Annotated in this window: 12 protein-coding genes; 11 read left to right on the plus strand and 1 reads right to left on the minus strand. The window is 61.7% G+C overall.

Annotation, left to right across the window (positions count from 1 at the left end):
* Positions 1-184: 184 nt before the first annotated feature.
* The 11 genes from IDH44_RS20270 (at position 185) to IDH44_RS20320 (ending at position 16,931) form a co-directional block, all read left to right on the plus strand.
* The gene (locus tag IDH44_RS20270; RefSeq protein ID WP_190920642.1) at positions 185-1,930 is read left to right on the plus strand and encodes an exo-alpha-sialidase; all 1,746 of its coding nucleotides are present in this window, start codon (positions 185-187) and stop codon (positions 1,928-1,930) included.
* Positions 1,927-2,742: a M55 family metallopeptidase gene (locus tag IDH44_RS20275; protein WP_190920643.1), complete on the plus strand. Its 816-nt coding sequence runs from the start codon at positions 1,927-1,929 to the stop codon at positions 2,740-2,742. Before IDH44_RS20270 ends, IDH44_RS20275 begins: the two co-directional genes overlap by 4 nt.
* A gap of 58 nt (positions 2,743-2,800) precedes the next feature.
* Entirely contained in the window at positions 2,801-3,709 is a 909-nt protein-coding gene (locus IDH44_RS20280) for a sugar phosphate isomerase/epimerase family protein (protein ID WP_190920644.1), read from the plus strand.
* 92 nt (positions 3,710-3,801) lie between these two features.
* Positions 3,802-4,899: a DUF4127 family protein gene (locus IDH44_RS20285; protein ID WP_190920645.1), complete on the plus strand. Its 1,098-nt coding sequence runs from the start codon at positions 3,802-3,804 to the stop codon at positions 4,897-4,899.
* A gap of 259 nt (positions 4,900-5,158) precedes the next feature.
* The gene (locus IDH44_RS20290) at positions 5,159-8,194 is read left to right on the plus strand and encodes a family 16 glycoside hydrolase (protein ID WP_190920646.1); all 3,036 of its coding nucleotides are present in this window, start codon (positions 5,159-5,161) and stop codon (positions 8,192-8,194) included.
* A 512-nt stretch (positions 8,195-8,706) separates the two neighbouring features.
* The gene (locus tag IDH44_RS20295) at positions 8,707-10,503 is read left to right on the plus strand and encodes a cache domain-containing sensor histidine kinase (RefSeq protein ID WP_190920647.1); all 1,797 of its coding nucleotides are present in this window, start codon (positions 8,707-8,709) and stop codon (positions 10,501-10,503) included.
* Positions 10,490-12,115 carry a response regulator gene (locus IDH44_RS20300; protein WP_190920648.1) on the plus strand — a complete coding sequence of 542 codons (1,626 nt, stop codon included), beginning with the start codon at positions 10,490-10,492 and terminating at the stop codon, positions 12,113-12,115. The genes IDH44_RS20295 and IDH44_RS20300 overlap by 14 nt, the downstream gene beginning before the upstream one ends.
* A 128-nt stretch (positions 12,116-12,243) precedes the next feature.
* Positions 12,244-13,680 carry an ABC transporter substrate-binding protein gene (locus tag IDH44_RS20305; protein WP_190920649.1) on the plus strand — a complete coding sequence of 479 codons (1,437 nt, stop codon included), beginning with the start codon at positions 12,244-12,246 and terminating at the stop codon, positions 13,678-13,680.
* Between the two features lie 73 nt (positions 13,681-13,753).
* On the plus strand, positions 13,754-14,653 hold the full coding sequence (locus IDH44_RS20310) for a carbohydrate ABC transporter permease (RefSeq protein ID WP_190920650.1): 900 nt from the start codon (positions 13,754-13,756) through the stop codon (positions 14,651-14,653).
* 45 nt (positions 14,654-14,698) lie between these two features.
* Entirely contained in the window at positions 14,699-15,538 is an 840-nt protein-coding gene (locus IDH44_RS20315) for a carbohydrate ABC transporter permease (protein WP_190920651.1), read from the plus strand.
* Positions 15,539-15,554: 16 nt separating this feature from the next.
* The gene (locus tag IDH44_RS20320) at positions 15,555-16,931 is read left to right on the plus strand and encodes an FAD-dependent oxidoreductase (protein WP_190920652.1); all 1,377 of its coding nucleotides are present in this window, start codon (positions 15,555-15,557) and stop codon (positions 16,929-16,931) included.
* Positions 16,932-17,415: 484 nt separating this feature from the next.
* Here the strand turns inward: IDH44_RS20320 and IDH44_RS20325 are convergent, their stop codons facing one another.
* Positions 17,416-17,724, minus strand: coding sequence for a hypothetical protein (locus IDH44_RS20325; protein WP_190920653.1), 309 nt, complete (start codon positions 17,722-17,724; stop codon positions 17,416-17,418).
* Positions 17,725-17,907 lie beyond the last annotated feature (183 nt).

Consider the following 17,907-nt stretch of genomic DNA (forward strand, 5'->3'; position numbering starts at 1 on the left):
GAGAAAAGCGTATGCTTTCGAAGTACGTTCTTGCAGAACGTTTGAGCGCCCGCCATCTTGCTCCTCGATTCCTTCCTCTGAGAGGGTTAAATTCAAGGAATCGTGGAGGAACGGCGGTCGGAAATGCATTTCGGGCATGGCGGGCCCCTTTTTTGCCACACTTCTAAGGAGAGAAGGTGGAAACGTGAAAGACTGGCGGAATATCAAATATGGGTATGCGCTGCCGAGCGAGCATTATTGCGACCAGCCCTATATCGTGGTCACGAAGGACGGCCACTGGCTGTGCGTCATGACCACCGGCCAAGGCGTCGAGGGCCAGAGCGGGCAGCATACCGTCTCCACGATCAGCAAGGACCAGGGACGGACCTGGTCCGAACTGGTCGACATCGAGCCGGCAGACGGCCCGGAGGCGTCGTGGGTGACGCCGTTCCTGGCGCCAAGCGGGCGAGTCTACGCCTTCTATACGTACAACAGTGCGAATCTGCGCAGCGTCCGACATGCCGACGGCACGCAGGGGCGGCGAGTCGATACGCTCGGGGACTTTGCTTTTAAATATTCGGATGATGGCGGACTGAGCTGGTCGGAGCAGCGCTACCGCATCCCGGTGCGCGCCTTCGAGATCGATCTGGCCAATCCGTACGACGGGCGGGTGCGCTTCTTCTGGAGCGTGTGCAAGCCGATCGTGCACAAGCATTCCGTGTACATCGGGCTGGCGAAGGTCGGGCGATTCGGCGCAGGCTTCATGGAGACGTCGGAGGGCTGCTTCGTCTGCAGCGACAATCTGCTGACGGAGGACGACCCGGCGCAGCTTCGCTGGGAGACGCTGCCCGAGGGCACGACCGGCCTGCGCGCGCCGCACAGCCTGGTGGCCGACGAGCACAATCTGGTAAGTCTGGACAGCGGCGACTTGTATTGCACCTACCGCACGGTGGAGGGCTACAATTGCCACGCCTACAGCCGCGACGACGGCCGCACGTGGACGCCGCCCCGGCACGCCGAGTACGCGCCGGGCGGCCGCCGGATCAAGCATCCGCGCGCCGCCAACTTCGTGCGCAAGCTCGCCAGTGGCAAGTACGTGCTGTGGTTCCACAATCATGGCACGGATCGCACCGCGGACCCGGCCTCTGCGTACCGGGACCGCAATCCCGTCTGGCTGGCCGGAGGCGTGGAGCGCGACGGCGCTCTCTACTGGTCGCAGCCCGAGATCGTGCTGTATGACGACGACCCGGATACCCGCATGAGCTACCCGGACTTCATCGAGGATCGGGGCCGGCTGTTCCTGTCCGAGACGCAGAAGACGATCGCCCGCGTGCACCCGGTCGAGTGGACCCTCCTGGAGCGGATGTGGGAGCAGGTCGAGCAGGCGCACGGCACCCGTGCTGCTGAGGGCCTCGTCCTGGATTGGAGCGATGCGTCCGGCGGCGCGGCGGCGACGATGCCGCGTCTGCCCACGCTGCGAGAGGGCGGCGGCTTCACGCTCGAGATGTGGGTGCGCGCCGATGACGCAGCGCCGCAGGGGGAACAGATGCTGCTCGGAGGCCTCGCGCCGGACGGACGGGGCATCCGTCTGGCGCTGACGAAGCAAGGCACGGTGCGAATCGAGCTCTCGGACGGCAAGACGCTTGCCGCATGGGCGTCCGATCGGCTCGATCCGCGCGAAGACGGCATCCACCATATCGCGGTCGTGGTGGACGGCGGGCCCGCCATCATTGCTTTCGTGGTGAACGGCGTCCTGCATGACGGCGGCGCAGCGCGTCAGTTCGGCTGGGGGCGCTTCTCCCCTTACCTGAGCGATGTGAACGGCGCCGAGCAGGCGCAGCTGGCATTGATCGCGCAGCTCCGCATCTACGACCGGCCGCTGGCCATCGCCGAGTGCGTGGGCAACTACCGGGCGGAGCGTGCGCTCCATCAAGGCGCGGTGCAGCGATGAAGTGGATGATACGCGTGGACATGGAGGGCGTCACCGGCGTCGTCAAGATGAGCCAGGTCGTGCCGGGCGCGGCGGATTACGCATTCGGGCGGTCGATGATGATGCACGACCTGCTCGCCGTGCTTGAGGGCTTGTTGCAAGCGGAGGAAGACGAGGTCTGGCTGTACGACATTCATTTCGACGGCACCAATATCGAGCTGCAGGCGCTGGACCCGCGCGTGACGGCGATCTGCGGCAAGCCGCACTACGGCGCGGCGAACAAGACCTTCCTCGACGACAGCTTCGACGGCATGATCTTGCTCGGTCTGCATGCCAGAGCGGGCATGCCGGGCGCGCTGCTCCACCACAACTATGAGCATGACATCCAGTCGATTATCGTACGTGGCGCAGATGCATCGGTGCATGTCGGCGAGATCGGTCTGGAAGCGCTGATGGCCGGGGAGGCCGGCGTGCCGCTCGTGCTGGTCACCGGCGATTCCGAAGGCTGCGCGGAAGCGGAGGCGCTCTTGCCCGGCACTGTCACCGCCAGTGTCAAGATGTCGCTAGGCGATACGGCCGCGGCATGCCTGCCCCCGGCCCGTACGCGTGCGCTACTCGCCGATGCGGCGCGCCGCAGCCGCTCGGCAGCCGCGCGGCTCGAGCCGTACCGCTTGCCGGGCCCGATCGAGCTGGAGCTGACCTTTGCCGCCGGCGAGCTGCTGACCCGGCTGCAGGGGCGTCTCGGTGCTTCGTTCCGCGGGCCCGATCGGCTCTTGCTGACCGGCGAGACGGTGACGGAGGCGTGGGCCAAGTATTTGCACGCCAAAGCGTAAACCTGAGGTGAAAAAATGCCAGAGTGGCCGAAAAGGCGTTGGGAGAGGGGGAGAAGGCATGAAGGCCCATTGGCGAAATTATATGAAGCTGGGCATCAACCATCATCTGCTGTATCCGGCATCCTTCGAATCGAGTCAGGCGCATCGGGACAGCTTCCCCGGATTGGTGCGGCAAGAAGCGTTCGAAGTGGTTGACCTGTTCATCATGGAAGGCGGCGCGGCGGAGCAATTCATCGTCGACGAGCTGCGGGCAAGCGGCAAGGAAGCGGTGTACAATTGTCCGCTCATGCTCGGGGACGAGCTGAATCCGCACAGCGAGGAAGAGGCGGTCCGCCGGCATACGCTGGCCGAGCTGAAGGTTCACCTGGATCGGGCCCGCCGGTTGAAGGCGCGCAAGGCGGTCGTCGCCAGCGGCATCGATCCCGGACCCGCGCATCGAGAGCGCCAGGCGGCATATTTTGTCGAGTACCTGGCGCAGGCGTGCCGGTATGCGGGCGAGGAGCTGGAGCTATTGATCGAGCCCTTCGACCGGGGCATCGGGAAAAATCTGCTCATCGGTCCGAGCGAGGAGGCCAGGCGGGTGGTGGAGCAAGTTCGCGCCAGCGGCTGCGGCAATATCGGGATTTTGCTGGACATGGGCCATGTGCCGCTGATGGGCGAATCGTTCGAGCACGCCGCCGCGACGCTTGCCCCGTATATTCGCCACATCCATCTGGGTAGCTGCGTCCAATCCGACCCGGACGACCCGCTGTACGGGGATATGCACCCGCCATGGGGCTACCCCGGCGGTGCGCACGATGTCCGGGAAGCGGCCGATTTTCTGCAAGCGTTGTTTACGATCGGCTATTTGGCCGAAGGCAAACGCGAGACTGTCACGCTGGAGATGCGGCCGTATCCGGGCAAGAGCGAGGACGAGAGCATCGCGATCTTCCTGGCGAAGCTGGATCAGGCTTGGACCCTGCTCTAGCCAAGTAATCATCCCCCCAGAATCTGGGTTGCGCCCCTGCATACGGGTTACTAAGAAGGGAGGACAATCGCGCACCCGAGGAGGAATGGATCATGAAAAAAGTGCTCTACGTACCGCTCGACGACCGCCCCGTCAACCTGGACGACGTCGTGGCCCTCGGCCGCACGGCAGGTCTTGAGGTGTACGTCCCGCTGGCTGACGATATCGCCAATCAGCTGGATACGCGGGTGTACGCCGAGGGTACGCTGGTCACCGGCACCAGCGATCCGGTCTACGGCAAGCCGGAGCGGATCCGGCGATTTCTCCAGCAGCACGCCGCCCGCGCGGACGGCTATGTGCTCGCCGTCGATATGCTCGTCTACGGCGGGCTCATCGGCAGCCGTCGCCTGCGGCCGGCGCCGGGCGAGCATGCTACGCGAATGAACGAGCTTGACGGGGAGCCGGACCATCACGCTGCCGGGTGGCATCCGCTGCCGGAGGAGGGCGAGCCCGGTGCCATCGATATCGTCGCGATCACGGCACCCGAGCCGATCGCCGCCGCGATGGATCGGCTGGCGACCAACGGTGCGGCGCAGCAGGCGAGCATCGTCCTCGACTTCACCGGCCCGACCGCCCATCCCGACATCACGGCGGCTCTGCTCGCCAGTCCCTGGACCGGGCGATTGCTTGGCTACAGCGCCTGGAATACCGCCGGCAACAAGATCGGGATTGCCCTGGGCATGGGAGAGGCGCGGTATGCCGGACTGACAGTGCTGCATAAGCCGAAGGAACTGGACGCCGCCATGGATGCGCACGGCTCGCTGCTGTTCAAGCGGTTCCTGGAGGACTATTATTACAAGGCTGTCGCCATCGCCGACATTCGCGAATTTTCCCGCAGCCGCACACCGTATACCAACGTAACGGCCGATCAGCAAATGCGGCTGTTCAATACGCCGGCCGATTACGATGCGGCGGTAGCTTTACTGCGCGAGCGGATGCAGGCGCATACAGAGACGCTGCGCAATCAGCCGGCCTTCCTGGGCGGCGAGCGTCCGGCATGCGCCATCCGCCGCATTCGCGGCGTTTGCTGGTCCTTGTCCGTCTACGACAGCGCGATTCTCCCGGCGGCGAACCCGGGGTTCCCGTGGGGACGGGCCTTCGAGATCGACCTTGCCCCCAGGGTCGCGCTAAGCCCATGCCCGACCGAATGATGGCATTGGCCAATCCTGCGCAGCCGAATCCTGCACGAACGTAAAAATGTATCCCTTGAGAGTGGGCCCGCCCCACTCTTTTTTGCGTGGACAAGCGGTATAATGCAGGGGAACCGCGAATGAATCGCGGGAAGGAAAGGGGAGGGGGAATCCACGACGACTGGTCTTTATTCATGTTAGCGCTTTCCGGAATTTTAGTAGAAGTCACGCTGCCGTATCCGAATTGCGTTTCCGATTTCTATTTAAGAAGGAGGTATTTATGCGTATTTTTGCGAAAAAAACAAGTGCTGTGTCGGTCATGCTGGCTCTGATACTCGCCGTGTGTATGCCGGCTGCCTGGGCCGAGGAGAGCGAGCCGGGCGGCGCCGACGCGGCGCCGGCGGCGCAGATCGCCGCTGCGCCGGCCACGATTCAGAATTACCCGATGCCCTCCATCTACACCGCATCCGACGCCTATACGCTGAAGGCCGACGATGAAACGATTCCCGTCATTGCGTACAAGGACGATTACGACTATGCGCAATTCTCATTCGACGGCACGGTCCAGATCGAAGTGACGGCGGACGAGCCGATCACCTCGTTCTCGATCAGCCCGATGGCCAAAAACATCGAGGGCACGGTGAGCGGCAACAAGCTGACGTTCAAGCTGGCCGAATCCACCTATGTCATCGTCAAAATCAACGATCAGCGCAAAAAGCTCGTCATCGCCGCCGATCCGCTGGAAACCGATATTCCCGCCTCCTCTGGAGCGGGGATCTATAACGTGAGCGCCTCGCCGTACAATGCCGACAGCACGGGGGCTACACTGGCCTCCGGCGCGATTCAGCAGGCGATCGACGACGCGCATCAAGCCGGCGGCGGCACCGTCTTCGTACCGGCCGGCGTGTACAAAAGCAGCAACCTGACGCTGAAAAGCAACGTGACGTTCTACCTGGCCGGCGGCGCGGTCATTGTCGGCACCGGTAAAGGGGAGGATTACGTCATCGACTTCCGCAAAGACTCGCGCAATGCCGACGGCACGTATTTCATCCGGACGGCGATCGACTCCAGCAACATCACGATCCGGGGCCGGGGGACGATCGACGGCAAAGGCATCGCGATGCGCGAGCGCAAAATGCCGGCCCCGAATAAAAACGAGGGCTTCCTGAACAACCTGCTCGTCCCGCTCGCTACCTCGAACTTCACGTTCGACGGCTTGATCCTGCGGGATGCCGGATTCTGGTCGTTCATGGTCGTACGCTCCGACAATGTGACGATCCGCAACCTCAAGGGCTTCCAGGACCTGTACAAGATCGAGAATGACGTCATCGACATCAACGAAAGCCAGGACGTCCTGGTCCAGCACTCGATTGCGATCTCGGACGACGATACGTATTCGACCAAAACCTGGCTGCAGACGGGGATGTCCAAGGACTGGCCGGGCGAGCTGGAGCATCTGGAGAACGTCGTCTTCGACGACGCGTTCGCCTGGACGAGATGCGCGGCCTTCAAGATCGGCATGGGCGTCGCCCAGCCGCAGCTCGGCGTCACCATCAAAAATTCGTACGTGTACCAGAGCGCCCGCGCGCTGCTGGTGGACCACGGTTACCAGTACAACACATTGCCAGAGGAAGGCTACGCCCAGGGCGTCACGTTCGAGAACATCGATATCGAACGCGTCGGCATCAACCAATTCGGCAACTACTGGCTGCGGGTGTCGTCAAGCACCTCCGGCGACGTGAGCGACGTCCTGATCAAGGATATCAATATTCGCGAGCTGGGCGCTCAGAACTCCAGGCTCGGCGGGAATGAAGTCAAGGGGAGCATGGTGCGCAATGTCGTATTCTCCGATGTGTATGTGAAGGGCGAGCTGGCGACGAGCCTGAGCGACATGAAGATTACGACCAACAATAATGTGAGCGGCATCGTCTTCGCCAATTCCGCGCCGCCGCTCTTCAGCGACGACTTCGAAGACGGCAACACGTCGGGATGGACGACGGTATCGGGCGGCTGGTATGTGCCGACGGTCGGGACGAACAAGCTGCTCTCCAGCGGCAGCCAGACGACCACGTCCTTGATCACCGCGAATAGCGGGGGCGCCTGGACGGACTACGCCTACCAAGCAAGCGTGCGCATGCCGTACACCAATGCCAATGCAGGTATTGTCTTCCGGGTGCAGGACGCCAATCATTATTACATGTACCGCATCAATGCGGCCAATCAAAAGCTGGAGCTGTTCAAAGCCGTGAACGGCCAGCTCACGATGGTGGCGGACACGCCGTTCACCGCCATTGAGAAGCAGCATTATACCCTGAAGGCGGTCGTCCGGGGCAACACGATTCAAGGGTATGTGAACGGCGATCTGAAAACGGAATGGACCAACCCGGTCACGGAACTGACAGCGGGCGGCGTCGGCTTGCGCACGACCTCGGCGGGCGTGCATTTCGACGATGCGAAGGTGGCTACGCTGAATCCGCCGCCTGTGGACACGACGCTCTCGCACACCAGCGTAGCTGAGAACACGACGGCAGGCGGTGTGGTCGGCACCTTCTCCGCCGTCGACCCCGACACGGGCGCGCCCTTTGCCTATATGCTCATCCCGGGAGCGGGAGGCACGGACAACGGCAGCTTCACGATCGACGGCGATCGTCTGGTGCTGACGACCACGCCGGATTACGAGACCAAGAGCAGCTACACCATCCGGGTCAGGAGCATCGATTCGGGCGGGGCGTATGCATACAAGACGTTCACGATCCAGGTCACGGACGTGGACGAGCCGTCCACGAGCCCGGACCCGACGGTCGTGCAGTTCAGCGACGACTTCGAGGATGGGAATACGGCGGGATGGACCTCGCTCTCCGGCTCCTGGAGTGTGGCGACAGACGGCTCCAAGGTGCTGAAGCAGACGGCGTCGACGACCGGCCTCATCACCGCAGGCAGCGCCTGGACCGATTACGCCTACGAGGCCAGGGTCAAATTGCCGATCACCAATGCCAATGCGGGCCTGACCTTCCGGATGCAGGATGCGACACACTACTACATGTTCCGCGTCAACGGCTCGAATCAAAAGCTGGAGCTGTACAAGGCGGCGGGCAGCGAATTCACACTGGTATCCAGCACGCCGTTCACCGTGAACGCGAGCCAGTGGTATACGCTCAAGGCGCAGGTCGAGGGCGACACGATCAAGGGCTATGTCGACGGCGGGCTGCAGCTGCAATGGACCAACCCGGTATCGGAACTGACGAGCGGCAAGATCGGCTTCCGTACCACTTCGGCAAACGTTGCGTTCGATGATGCGAAGGTGCTCGTACCGTAACAGGTGAATGCAAGGCGTCGCCCCGACAGCCATGTCCCATGGCTGTCGGGGGCGGCATCGTTTTTGAACACCCTGCGTTCCACAGGCGGCTGGCGCTAACGGTTGTGAGCGAGCCTAAAAGAGAGAAAATCAGGTAATTTGAATTCTAATGGTTGCAGGAGTGCTTATTTGACGGAATATACCTGTTTTTGGCCGAATTTAATGAAATAGGCGCTGTGGCAACCGTTAAAATGAAAATGTTGCTTATTCGGGCACAATAGCCGCTGTGGCAACCGCTAGGCGCTCGATGTCGCGGAACGAAACACGCTGTGCTGCCAAAGGCCGGCTTGCTCGTTTCGCCTTGAAATCGAGCGCGTTCAACGTTTCCCATGTAGAACAGGAGGCGCTCGATGTCGCGGAACGAAACACGCTGTGCTGCCAAAGGCCGGCTTGCTCGTTTCGCCTTGATTGTCAACCAGCGATCGGGCGTGCCATAATCGAAGCACGAGATTCTAACGGAAGGCGTGAAGCGCTTGCAATCTTTTAGCAGACAATCATTTGGCAATAAGCTCAAAATCGCCTTTTTGTCCGTCATCGTGCTCTCGATCCTGATGACCGGCGGGTTGTCGTATACCATATCGGCCGTGACGCTGGAGCAAAATGCGCTGAAGCTGACGCGCGATACGGTGGCCCGCTCTGCCCAGATTGTCGACGAGAAGCTGAACAAGCTGATGCTGATCATGATGACGTTCATGATCAGCCAGCCGTTCTACGATATGCTTCGCGACGTCGTCGCCTCGGAGGACAGCCGGTACTACAAGCATCTCAACGACCTCGACAATGTTTTTTCGCAGGCGCGCATTGCCGAACCGCTGATCCACTCGATCTACGTATCGACGCCGATCGGCGAATTCTATCCCTCGTCGATGAATCGCAATCGCGGCATCGCCTTCGCGGATACCGACCTGTACGCGCGCATCGAGCGGGAGAAGAAGAACATGTGGGTCGGCGGACACGAGGACCAGCTCTTCTCCGGCGGGGAGCGTGTCATCTCGCTCATTCTGCAGCCGATTTTCGATACGCCGGTGAGCGGGGTGTACATCGTGGTCAATATTCGCGAGGCCGGCTTTCGCCAGCTGGTACAGGGCAACTCCGGCGACGATGCATTTAGCTTCTTGCTGAATGCGGACGGCGAGACAGTCTATCCCGTGCAGCAGCCGCTCGTCCGCAAGGCGGTGGAGGACGGAAATCTGCCGCGCATGATGCGCCTGGAGGAGGGCAGTCAATCCTTCGAGCTATCCGGCGAAACCTACCTGCTCAATTATGCGCGCCTGAACATCGCGGACTGGACGATGACGACGATTCGTTCCCGGGCCGACGTGCTGCGGGATCTGGTCGTGGTCAAATGGCTGATCGCCGGCGTGGCGGTGGCGGCCTTGCTCGTCACGCTGCTCGTCTCGGGCGCCTTCGCGCGGTATCTGCTGAAACCGCTGCAAGGGCTGATGAAGGTGATGAAGCGCGTGGAGCAGAACGATCTGACCGCCCGCTTCGCGAGCGGCAGCGGCGACGAGCTGGGGCAGGTGGGCCTGCGCCTCAATCGGATGCTGGAGCAGATCGTCGTGCTGATCGACGAGGTGACGGATGCGCAGACGCATAAGCGCACTGCCGAGATCAAGGCGCTCTCGGCCCAGATGGACCCGCACTTCCTCTACAATACCCTGAACACGATCTACTGGAAGCTGAAGCTGAAGCAGATCGAGCCGTCGCAGCAGATGGTGCTGTCGCTGTCGCGTCTGTTCCAGCTGGGGCTCAACAACGGCCGGGAGATCACGACGCTGGCCAGGGAGCTGGAGCATGTGCGCCAGTATCTGGAGCTGCAGTCGAGCTGCTACGAGGGCCTGTTCACGTATACGATCGAGGTGCGCGAGCCGGAGCTGACAGCCTGCTCGATGCCGCGCATTCTGCTGCAGCCGCTGGTGGAGAACAGCATCCTGCACGGCTTCCGCGATCTCAAGGAAGGCGGCCGCATATCGATCGAGATTGCCGAGGCCGGGGAGAGCCGCTGGGCGATCGTTGTACGGGACAACGGCAACGGCATGGACGAGGCGCAGGTGCGCGCGCTTGTCGCCGCAGCCGGGGCGGCGCCCGGCGATTCGCCCGCCTCCGGCCTGGAGTCGGGCAAGGGCTACGCGGTGTCCAATCTGATGCGCCGGCTCCAGCTCTACTATGGGGATGAGGCGGACCTGCAGATCGACAGCGCGCCGGAGCGCGGCACGGAGATTCGGATTGCTTTGCCGAGGAAAGGGGAAAAGTGGGATGAGCATGCCTAGGGCGATCAGCCTCTGCATCATCGACGATATCAAGAGCGTGGTCGACGGACTGACCGCGCTGGACTGGGAGGCGCACGGGGTTCGGGTCGCGGGCGTGTCCAGCAACGGCGAGGAAGGATTGGCGCTGATTCGCGAGCTGCGTCCGGACGTGGTCATCACCGACATCCGGATGCCGCGAATGGACGGGCTGCGCATGCTGCGCACGGTGCTGGAGGAGAACCAGGGCTGCAAGTTCATCCTGATCAGCGGCTACGCCGATTTTGACTACGCGCAGCAGGCGGTGCAACTCGGCGCGTTCGACTTCGTGGTGAAGCCGTTCTCGGAGGAGGAGATCCGCGCGGTGGTGCTGCGGGCCCAGGCGGAGGTGGCCCGGGAGCGATCACAGCGGCTCGATCTGCGCGAGATGGAGCACAAGCTCCGCGAGAGCATGCCTGTACTGCGACAAGAGTATGTGGCGCTGCTCGTCAATCATCGCACCTCGTGGGAGGAGGCCCGGGCGCGCTGGACGTTCCTGAATATCCCGCTGCAGCCGCGCGGCTTCGTGGTGATGCGCATCGAGATCGACCGCTTCCCGCAGCAGGCGGCCGAGCCCTCCATGCGGGAGACGGAGCTGATTCGCTTCTCGCTGTTGAATATCATGGAGGAGACGCTGGCCGCATGCGGGCCGAGCATCGTCTTCCGTACCCAGGGCGATCAATACCTGGCGGTCATGAATGACAGCCCCGACTCCAGTCCGATTGCGATCGCCGAGCAGTGCTGCCGCAACATCGCGCGCTATACCAAGTTCACGGTGTCGATCGGGGTCGGCGGCAGGGTGAAGGCGATTGGCGAGCTGCCGGATTCCCATCGTCAGGCGCAGCGGGCGCTCTCCCATCATCTGTTCACCGAAGGCAACGCCGCCATCGCGTATGAGGCGATCCACCAGAGCGGCAGCCAGGAGCCGCTGGCGCTGGAGTACAAGGACGATCTGCTGCTCGCCCTGCGCTCGGGCAACGTCGAGCGAACCGAGGCGATCCTGACGGCGATCGCCGGTGCGCTGCAGACCGGAAGTGCGCCGCACAATCCGGATTATCTGCTGAATCTGTACGACGAGCTGGCCGCGTCGGCGATTCGCACCTTTTACGAAATGGTGCCGTATGCGGATATTCAGCCGCTCATTCAGACGTTCCGCACGGTGCAGGGGACCGCAGGTCAGCCGCTGGCGGCCCTCCAGGGCCGGCTGCTGGACTTGTGCAAGGGAGGGGCCGACCTGGTACGCCGCAACAGCCTGTCCGAAGGGCAGAAGGTGATCTATCGCGCAATCGATTACATCAAGGGCCGCCTGTCCGAGGATGTGGCAGTCGGCGAATGCGCCGCGCACGTGCATCTGAGCACGAGCTACTTCTCCAGTCTGTTCAAGCAGGTGACCGGGATGACCGTCACGCAGTATGTGACGTCGGCCCGTATTCAGAAGGCGAAGCTGCTGCTGGTGGAGGGCGCCCAGGTCCAGGAGGTGGCGGCGGCGGTCGGCTACGAGGAGCGCCGGTACTTCAGCGAGATGTTCAAAAAGGTCACCGGTCAGACGCCGTCGGAGTTCAGAGAGAGCTATCATGCGGAGCAGCCGGAGTCTTGAGTCGCATGACCTGCAGACTATAGAATTCTATCCCTCGAGAGTGGATTTGCCGCACTCCCTTTTCGTGCCGGAGGGGCTATACTGAATTCGAGCTCATCAATCCAACATCAATTAAAGGGGTAAACGGGATGCAAAAAAAATGGGTAGGTCTCAGTCTCGCGCTCGTACTGGCTCTTGTCATCGCAGGCTGCAGCGGGAATTCCGGCACGAACGGGACAAGCAACACGGGCACCGGCAATGGCGGCGATACGAACAACGCGGCCACTAACACAGGGAATAACAACGCAACGCCTGATACGCCGGCCGGCGAGCCGGTGCAGCTGAAGTATTGGACGGACGACCGTCACGATCAGGAGTACATCAAAGAACTGGTCGACGAATTCAACGCAACGAACGAAGACAACATTCAGGTCGAGCTGACCGTCATGTCCGAAAATTATACGCAAAGCGTGGACATTGCGTTCTCAAGCAATCAGGCGCCGGATGTGCTGCGTCTCAAGAGCGGCAACACGCCCGACTTTTTCAAAAAAGGGTACCTTGCGCCGATTGACGCGTACATGACCGATGCGCTGAACGAGAAGTTCGGCAACCTGCTGCTGGACGGCGTCAACCGTTTTGGCGGCAAGGTGTACAGCCTGCCCAACACCGGTCTCACCTTGCGACTCGTCTACAACAAGGACCTCTTCGCCAAAGCGGGAATCGAGAGCCCGCCCGCGTCGCTGCAAGAGATGGTGGACGATGCCAAAGCGATCACCGAGATGGGCAAGTCGAAAGGTATCTACGGCTTTGCACTGAACTATAAGAGCCCAAAATCGGCCTTCGACCGCTCCGTCCGGGAGATTCTCTCCCTGAGCGGACATCAGGGACTGGGCTTCGATCTGAAGACGGGACAGTTCGATTTCGCGCCTTACGGACAGATCATCGAATATTTCAAGCAAATGTACGAGGACGGCAGCTTTTTGCCGGGCGCGGAATCGCTCGACATCGACCCGCTGCGCGCGCAATTTGCCGCCGGCAAGATCGGCATGTACCTCTCCTTCTCGACGGAGCCGGGCGTCTACACGGATCAATTCCCGACCGACATCAACTGGGGCGGCGCCCTGGCTCCGAGTCTGGATGGAGAGATCAAGGGAACGTCCGAGATCGTCTCGGCCGGCACGTGGCTCGGCATCAGCGCGCAATCGGCCAATCCGGAAGCGGCCTTCAAATTCATGCAGTACATGTACGGCGACGAGATCCTGACGACGTATCATGAGAAGGGCTTTGGCATCGCGATTGTGCCGAGCATCGTCGAGCAAGCCGGCGACCCGGACATCGCGGGCATGGAAGGCTTCCTCGTCGGCGAGCATGATTCGCTCTGGCCTGTGTCGCCGACGGTGACGCCGGAGGGACCGGGCTACGCGGATGCGTACTTCAAGTATATGATTGAAGGCGGAGACGTGGGCGCCATCGCGGAGGACCTGAATACCCGGTACAATGCGGCCCTGGCAAGCGCGATCGAAAAAGGCGAGGTGTCCGTGACGCCGATGCCTGACTTCGACCCGGCCAACCCGCAAGGCGAATAACCGGTAAGGGATGGGGCTGCCGCACGAGCTTGGGCGGGGGCCCCTTTTCTTTCCCCCGAGGAGGAAAGGGATCATGAGCATGAAATGGAAGCGGCTGGGGGAAAATGTGTGGTTCCTGTCCCCGAGCATCGTGTTGACGGCAGCGCTGGGCGTGTACCCGCTGATCTGGATGCTGCGGTATATGTTCTACGACTATGCTGGCTACGGCGAGCCGCTGTTTATCGGCTTGGACAATTTTCAGCGCTTGATGCGCGACGGGCAATTCTGGGAATCGGTCGGGCAGACCTTCGTCTACGCCGGCGGCAAGCTGGTGCTGACGCTGCCGGTCTCGCTGCTGCTGGCCGTCTTCCTGAACGGCAAGCTGCGGGGCGCGGGTCTGTTGCGCGGCATTTATTTCGTGCCGACCATCATCAGTACCGCCGTCATCTCGGTGGTATTCTATACGATCTTCAATGCGTACAACGGCATGGTCAATACCGTGCTGATGAAGCTCCACCTGATCGGACAGCCGATCGACTGGCTCGGTCCGAAGTATGCGATGCTGACGGTCATCCTGGTGGCGGTCTGGGGAGCGGTCGGCAACTATATGCTGCTGTTCCTGGCGGGGCTGCAGGGCATTCCGCAGGATCTGTACGAGAGCGCGTCCATCGACGGCGCCAGCGCCAGCAGGCGGTTGTGGAGCATTACGCTGCCGATGCTGGCACCGGTCGCCCAACTGGTCATCATGCTGGCGATCATTGCTTCCCTCAAGGGCTACGAGAGCATCATGCTGATCACGGAGGGCGGGCCGATCGGCAAGACCGAGGTCATGTACCTCTATCTCTACAAGCTGTTGTTCCCGGTATCGACCGGCTCGCCCGTCGAGCAGCAGCTCGGCTACGGCAGCGCCGTCGGCTTCGCCACTGCGGTGATTGTCGGCGCCATTACAGGCTTGTATTTCTTATTGAGTCGCAAGATGAACAAAATGTACTAGCATGATGGAGCACGAAAGGCTACAGGCGTGCAGGAGGTTCAGCCGATGAACAAATTAACCAAAGTGGCAGGCCGTACGATCATGTGGGCATTTTTGTTGCTCACGGCGGTCCTGACCTTATTCCCGATCCTGATGACCTTGACCGGCTCGCTCAAGACCGGCGCCGAAATGATGACCGGCGGCACCCTGTGGCCGTCCAAGCTGCAATTTGCCAATTACGCGGAAGCCTGGAAGCAGGCCAATTTTGCCCGCTACACCTGGAACAGCGCCTTCGTCAGCGTGATGGTGACGATCGGCACGCTGCTGGTTGCCGCGATGGCGGCCTATGTCGTGGACCGGCGCACCTTCCCCGGCAAGTCGCTGTATGTGATGGTCCAGGCGTCGATGATGTTCATCTCCGTCGGCGCGATCGTGCTGCGGCCGCAATTCGAGATGATGGTCGCGCTGCATCTGAACACGACGCTGTGGGGCGTGATCCTGATTCTGATCAGCGCCCATTCCAGCACGTTCTTCATGCTGCTGGGCTTCTTCAAGGCCATCCCCCGCGAGCTCGACGAAGCGGCGATGGTGGACGGCTCCGGATTCGCCCGGACCTTCTTCCGCATCATCCTGCCGCTCCTGGCGCCGGGGCTCGGCGTAGCGGGATTGTTCGCCTTCCGGCATGCCTGGAACGAATACATCCTGCCGCTCGTATTCACGATGACCAATCCGCAGCTGCAGACGCTCACCGTCGGGCTGGCCAATCTGCGCTACGGCGCATCCGCGGCGATGCAGATCCATCTCATGATGGCGGGGGCCTGCCTGTCGATCCTGCCGATGCTGATCGTCTATATGGTGGCTAACAAGTCGTTCATTCAGGTGACGGCCGGATCGGTCAAAGGCTAATCAAGTGGAGGCTAACATGAACGAACAGATGACATTGCCGTCCGCCCGCATCCCGGTCGCTCCCGAGGCGGAGGTGCTGGTGATCGGCGGCGGCGCCGCCGGCGTGGCGGCAGCGATCGCCGCGGCGAAGGGCGGCGCGAAGACGATGCTGGTGGAGCAACGCGGCTTCCTCGGCGGCATGGGCACGGTTGCGCTCGTGCCCGCCTTTTGCCCGTTCACGGACAAGCGCAAGCCGATCATCCGCGGCATCGGCATGGAGCTGATGGAGCGCATGAAGCAGGCCTGCGAGCCGGCCTATCAAGCGGAGTACCGCGAGACGCTGGACTGGGTGCCGATCGACCCCGAGGTGCTCAAGCGGGTGTACGACGATGCGATCCTGGAAGCGGGCGTGACGCCGCTGTACCACAGCTTTGTATACGAGGTCGTGCTGTCAGAGGATCGCAAGACGATCAAGGGAGTCGTGCTCGTCAACAAGAGCGGGCGCTCCTTCGTCCCCTGCCGCTACGTCATCGATTGCTCGGGCGACGGCGACGTGGCCGCGCTGGCGGGCGTGCCGTTCCACAAGGGCGGCGATTCGGGCGAGCTCCAGCCCGGCAGCATGTGCTATCTGCTGGCCCATGTGGACCGCCCGCGGTTCAAGCGCTTCCTGGAGGAGAGCGGGGACACGGGGCAGCTGCACCAGACGGTGGAGCGGGCGATGGCGGAGGGCGCGCTGCCCGAGGGCCGCAAGTCGATCTCCGGCTTGGCCTGGGTCAGCGATTACCTGGTCGGGGTCAACTTTGGCCATGTGTTCGGCGTCGACGGCACCCGGGCCGAGGACCTGACGCGGGGGGCGATCGAGGGGCGCCGGACGGCGCAGCGCCAGCTGGAGTTTTTCCGGCGGTATGTGCCCGGCTTCGAGCACGCGCATCTGGTGGCCAGCGGCGAGCAGCTCGGCATCCGCGAGACGCGGCGGATCGAGGGAGACTATACACTGACGGTCGACGACTTTCTCGAGGCGCGTTCGTTCCCCGACGATATCGCCCGCAATGCGTATTACATCGACATTCATCTGGCGACGAGCAAGAGCGAGATGACCTTCAACCATCTGCCCCCGGGCGTGTCGCACGGCGTGCCGTACCGGGTAATGCTGCCGAGGGGCATCGACAACCTGTGGGTGGCCGGGCGCAGCGCCTCCTCGGACCGGGCTGTGCAGGGCTCGCTGCGGGTCATGCCGAACTGCTTCTCCATGGGGCAGGCCTCGGGGACGGCGGCGGCATTGGCGCTCCGTGGCGGGACGGGCTCGCGCGGCATCTCCGTGCCCGAGCTGCAGCAGCGGCTCCTGGAGCAGGATGTGTGGCTGGGCGAGGCGTTCGTTCCGGCGGGCATGCAGCAGGAAGGGGACGCGCCGTAGGGTGCAGCAGGCTGTATAGGCAGGCGGGATTCGCTCCACCGGCGAAAATAAGCGTAAAATGTGAGGCTATACGGCGAAATGTGCTTCGGCGAGGGAAAGGTTCGCTTTGCATTCCGCATCAGGCGGGTCCTCCTGTCGAGAACCCGCCTGGCCTGGTCTAAAAACAGGTAAAAGACACAACGCTCCGTAGCTCGACGCCCGTAAATACCCACATACGGCCGGTCCATCGAAAGCCCGCGACAGAGGTGCGCCCGACAAAGGTCGGGAAAAACCAGAACGCATTCCCGTTCCTCAGCCACACAAAGGTGTTGCGAAATAAACAGCCCGAAATCGCGCCAGGGTCGACGGCAAACGAGGTCACGGCGGGCTGCGGCGGTGTAAATTGGGGAGGAGGGGAAGAAGGGGCCTGCTGGACGCCTTGCGGCCCTTGCGGCGGCATAAATGCCATTTCACTTCACTCCGTTCGTTAGAGAATCAGTACAATTCAGTACAATAAGGAAATGACAAGTAAATTGTACAGCACCAGCGGCAAGACGACATTGTTTTGAAAACCGGGAACAAAGGCGCGATTCGTGCCGTTACTCGGCATTTGCAAATACAAAATCCCCTTCTCGCAATGGACGGGCGACCCCTCAAAAACATCGCCGTCGACCGTTTCCACGCGAACATACGCATGCGCATGGTTTTGACATAGCGTCTCCATATGCTCTTGAATCCTTTTCAAGTTTCGCTGCGTCGTTGGATCCATCCGATACAGCGCCTGATTTTGCCCCGCCTGCTGTTGCACATTCATGGCAATCCCTCCGATTTAAATAATTTCCTTTTCTCCATCCTATGCAGTAGCCTATGGGGGAGTGCGGACACGAATCTACCGTCGGTTTGATTCGGACAAAAACCCGTCCTCGCCGTTTCGCCTTGAAATTATAGAAAGTACAAGAAAACGTGTGTACTTGTCTAAATTTCGCGGAACGAAACT

Source organism: Paenibacillus sabuli (genome assembly GCF_014705605.1).
Taxonomy (GTDB): Bacteria; Bacillota; Bacilli; order Paenibacillales; family Paenibacillaceae; genus Paenibacillus_D; species Paenibacillus_D sabuli.

What these genes read in the sequence shown, in the direction of transcription:
- IDH44_RS20275 (WP_190920643.1), top strand. Translation starts at nt 1,927, where the DNA reads ATGAAGTGGATGATACGCGTGGACATGGAGGGCGTCACCGGCGTCGTC.
- IDH44_RS20285 (WP_190920645.1), top strand. Translation starts at nt 3,802, where the DNA reads ATGAAAAAAGTGCTCTACGTACCGCTCGACGACCGCCCCGTCAACCTG.
- IDH44_RS20300 (WP_190920648.1), top strand. Translation starts at nt 10,490, where the DNA reads ATGAGCATGCCTAGGGCGATCAGCCTCTGCATCATCGACGATATCAAG.
- IDH44_RS20290 (WP_190920646.1), top strand. Translation starts at nt 5,159, where the DNA reads ATGCGTATTTTTGCGAAAAAAACAAGTGCTGTGTCGGTCATGCTGGCT.
- IDH44_RS20280 (WP_190920644.1), top strand. Translation starts at nt 2,801, where the DNA reads ATGAAGGCCCATTGGCGAAATTATATGAAGCTGGGCATCAACCATCAT.
- IDH44_RS20320 (WP_190920652.1), top strand. Translation starts at nt 15,555, where the DNA reads ATGAACGAACAGATGACATTGCCGTCCGCCCGCATCCCGGTCGCTCCC.
- IDH44_RS20315 (WP_190920651.1), top strand. Translation starts at nt 14,699, where the DNA reads ATGAACAAATTAACCAAAGTGGCAGGCCGTACGATCATGTGGGCATTT.
- IDH44_RS20310 (WP_190920650.1), top strand. Translation starts at nt 13,754, where the DNA reads ATGAGCATGAAATGGAAGCGGCTGGGGGAAAATGTGTGGTTCCTGTCC.
- IDH44_RS20325 (WP_190920653.1), bottom strand. Translation starts at nt 17,724, where the DNA reads ATGAATGTGCAACAGCAGGCGGGGCAAAATCAGGCGCTGTATCGGATG.
- IDH44_RS20305 (WP_190920649.1), top strand. Translation starts at nt 12,244, where the DNA reads ATGCAAAAAAAATGGGTAGGTCTCAGTCTCGCGCTCGTACTGGCTCTT.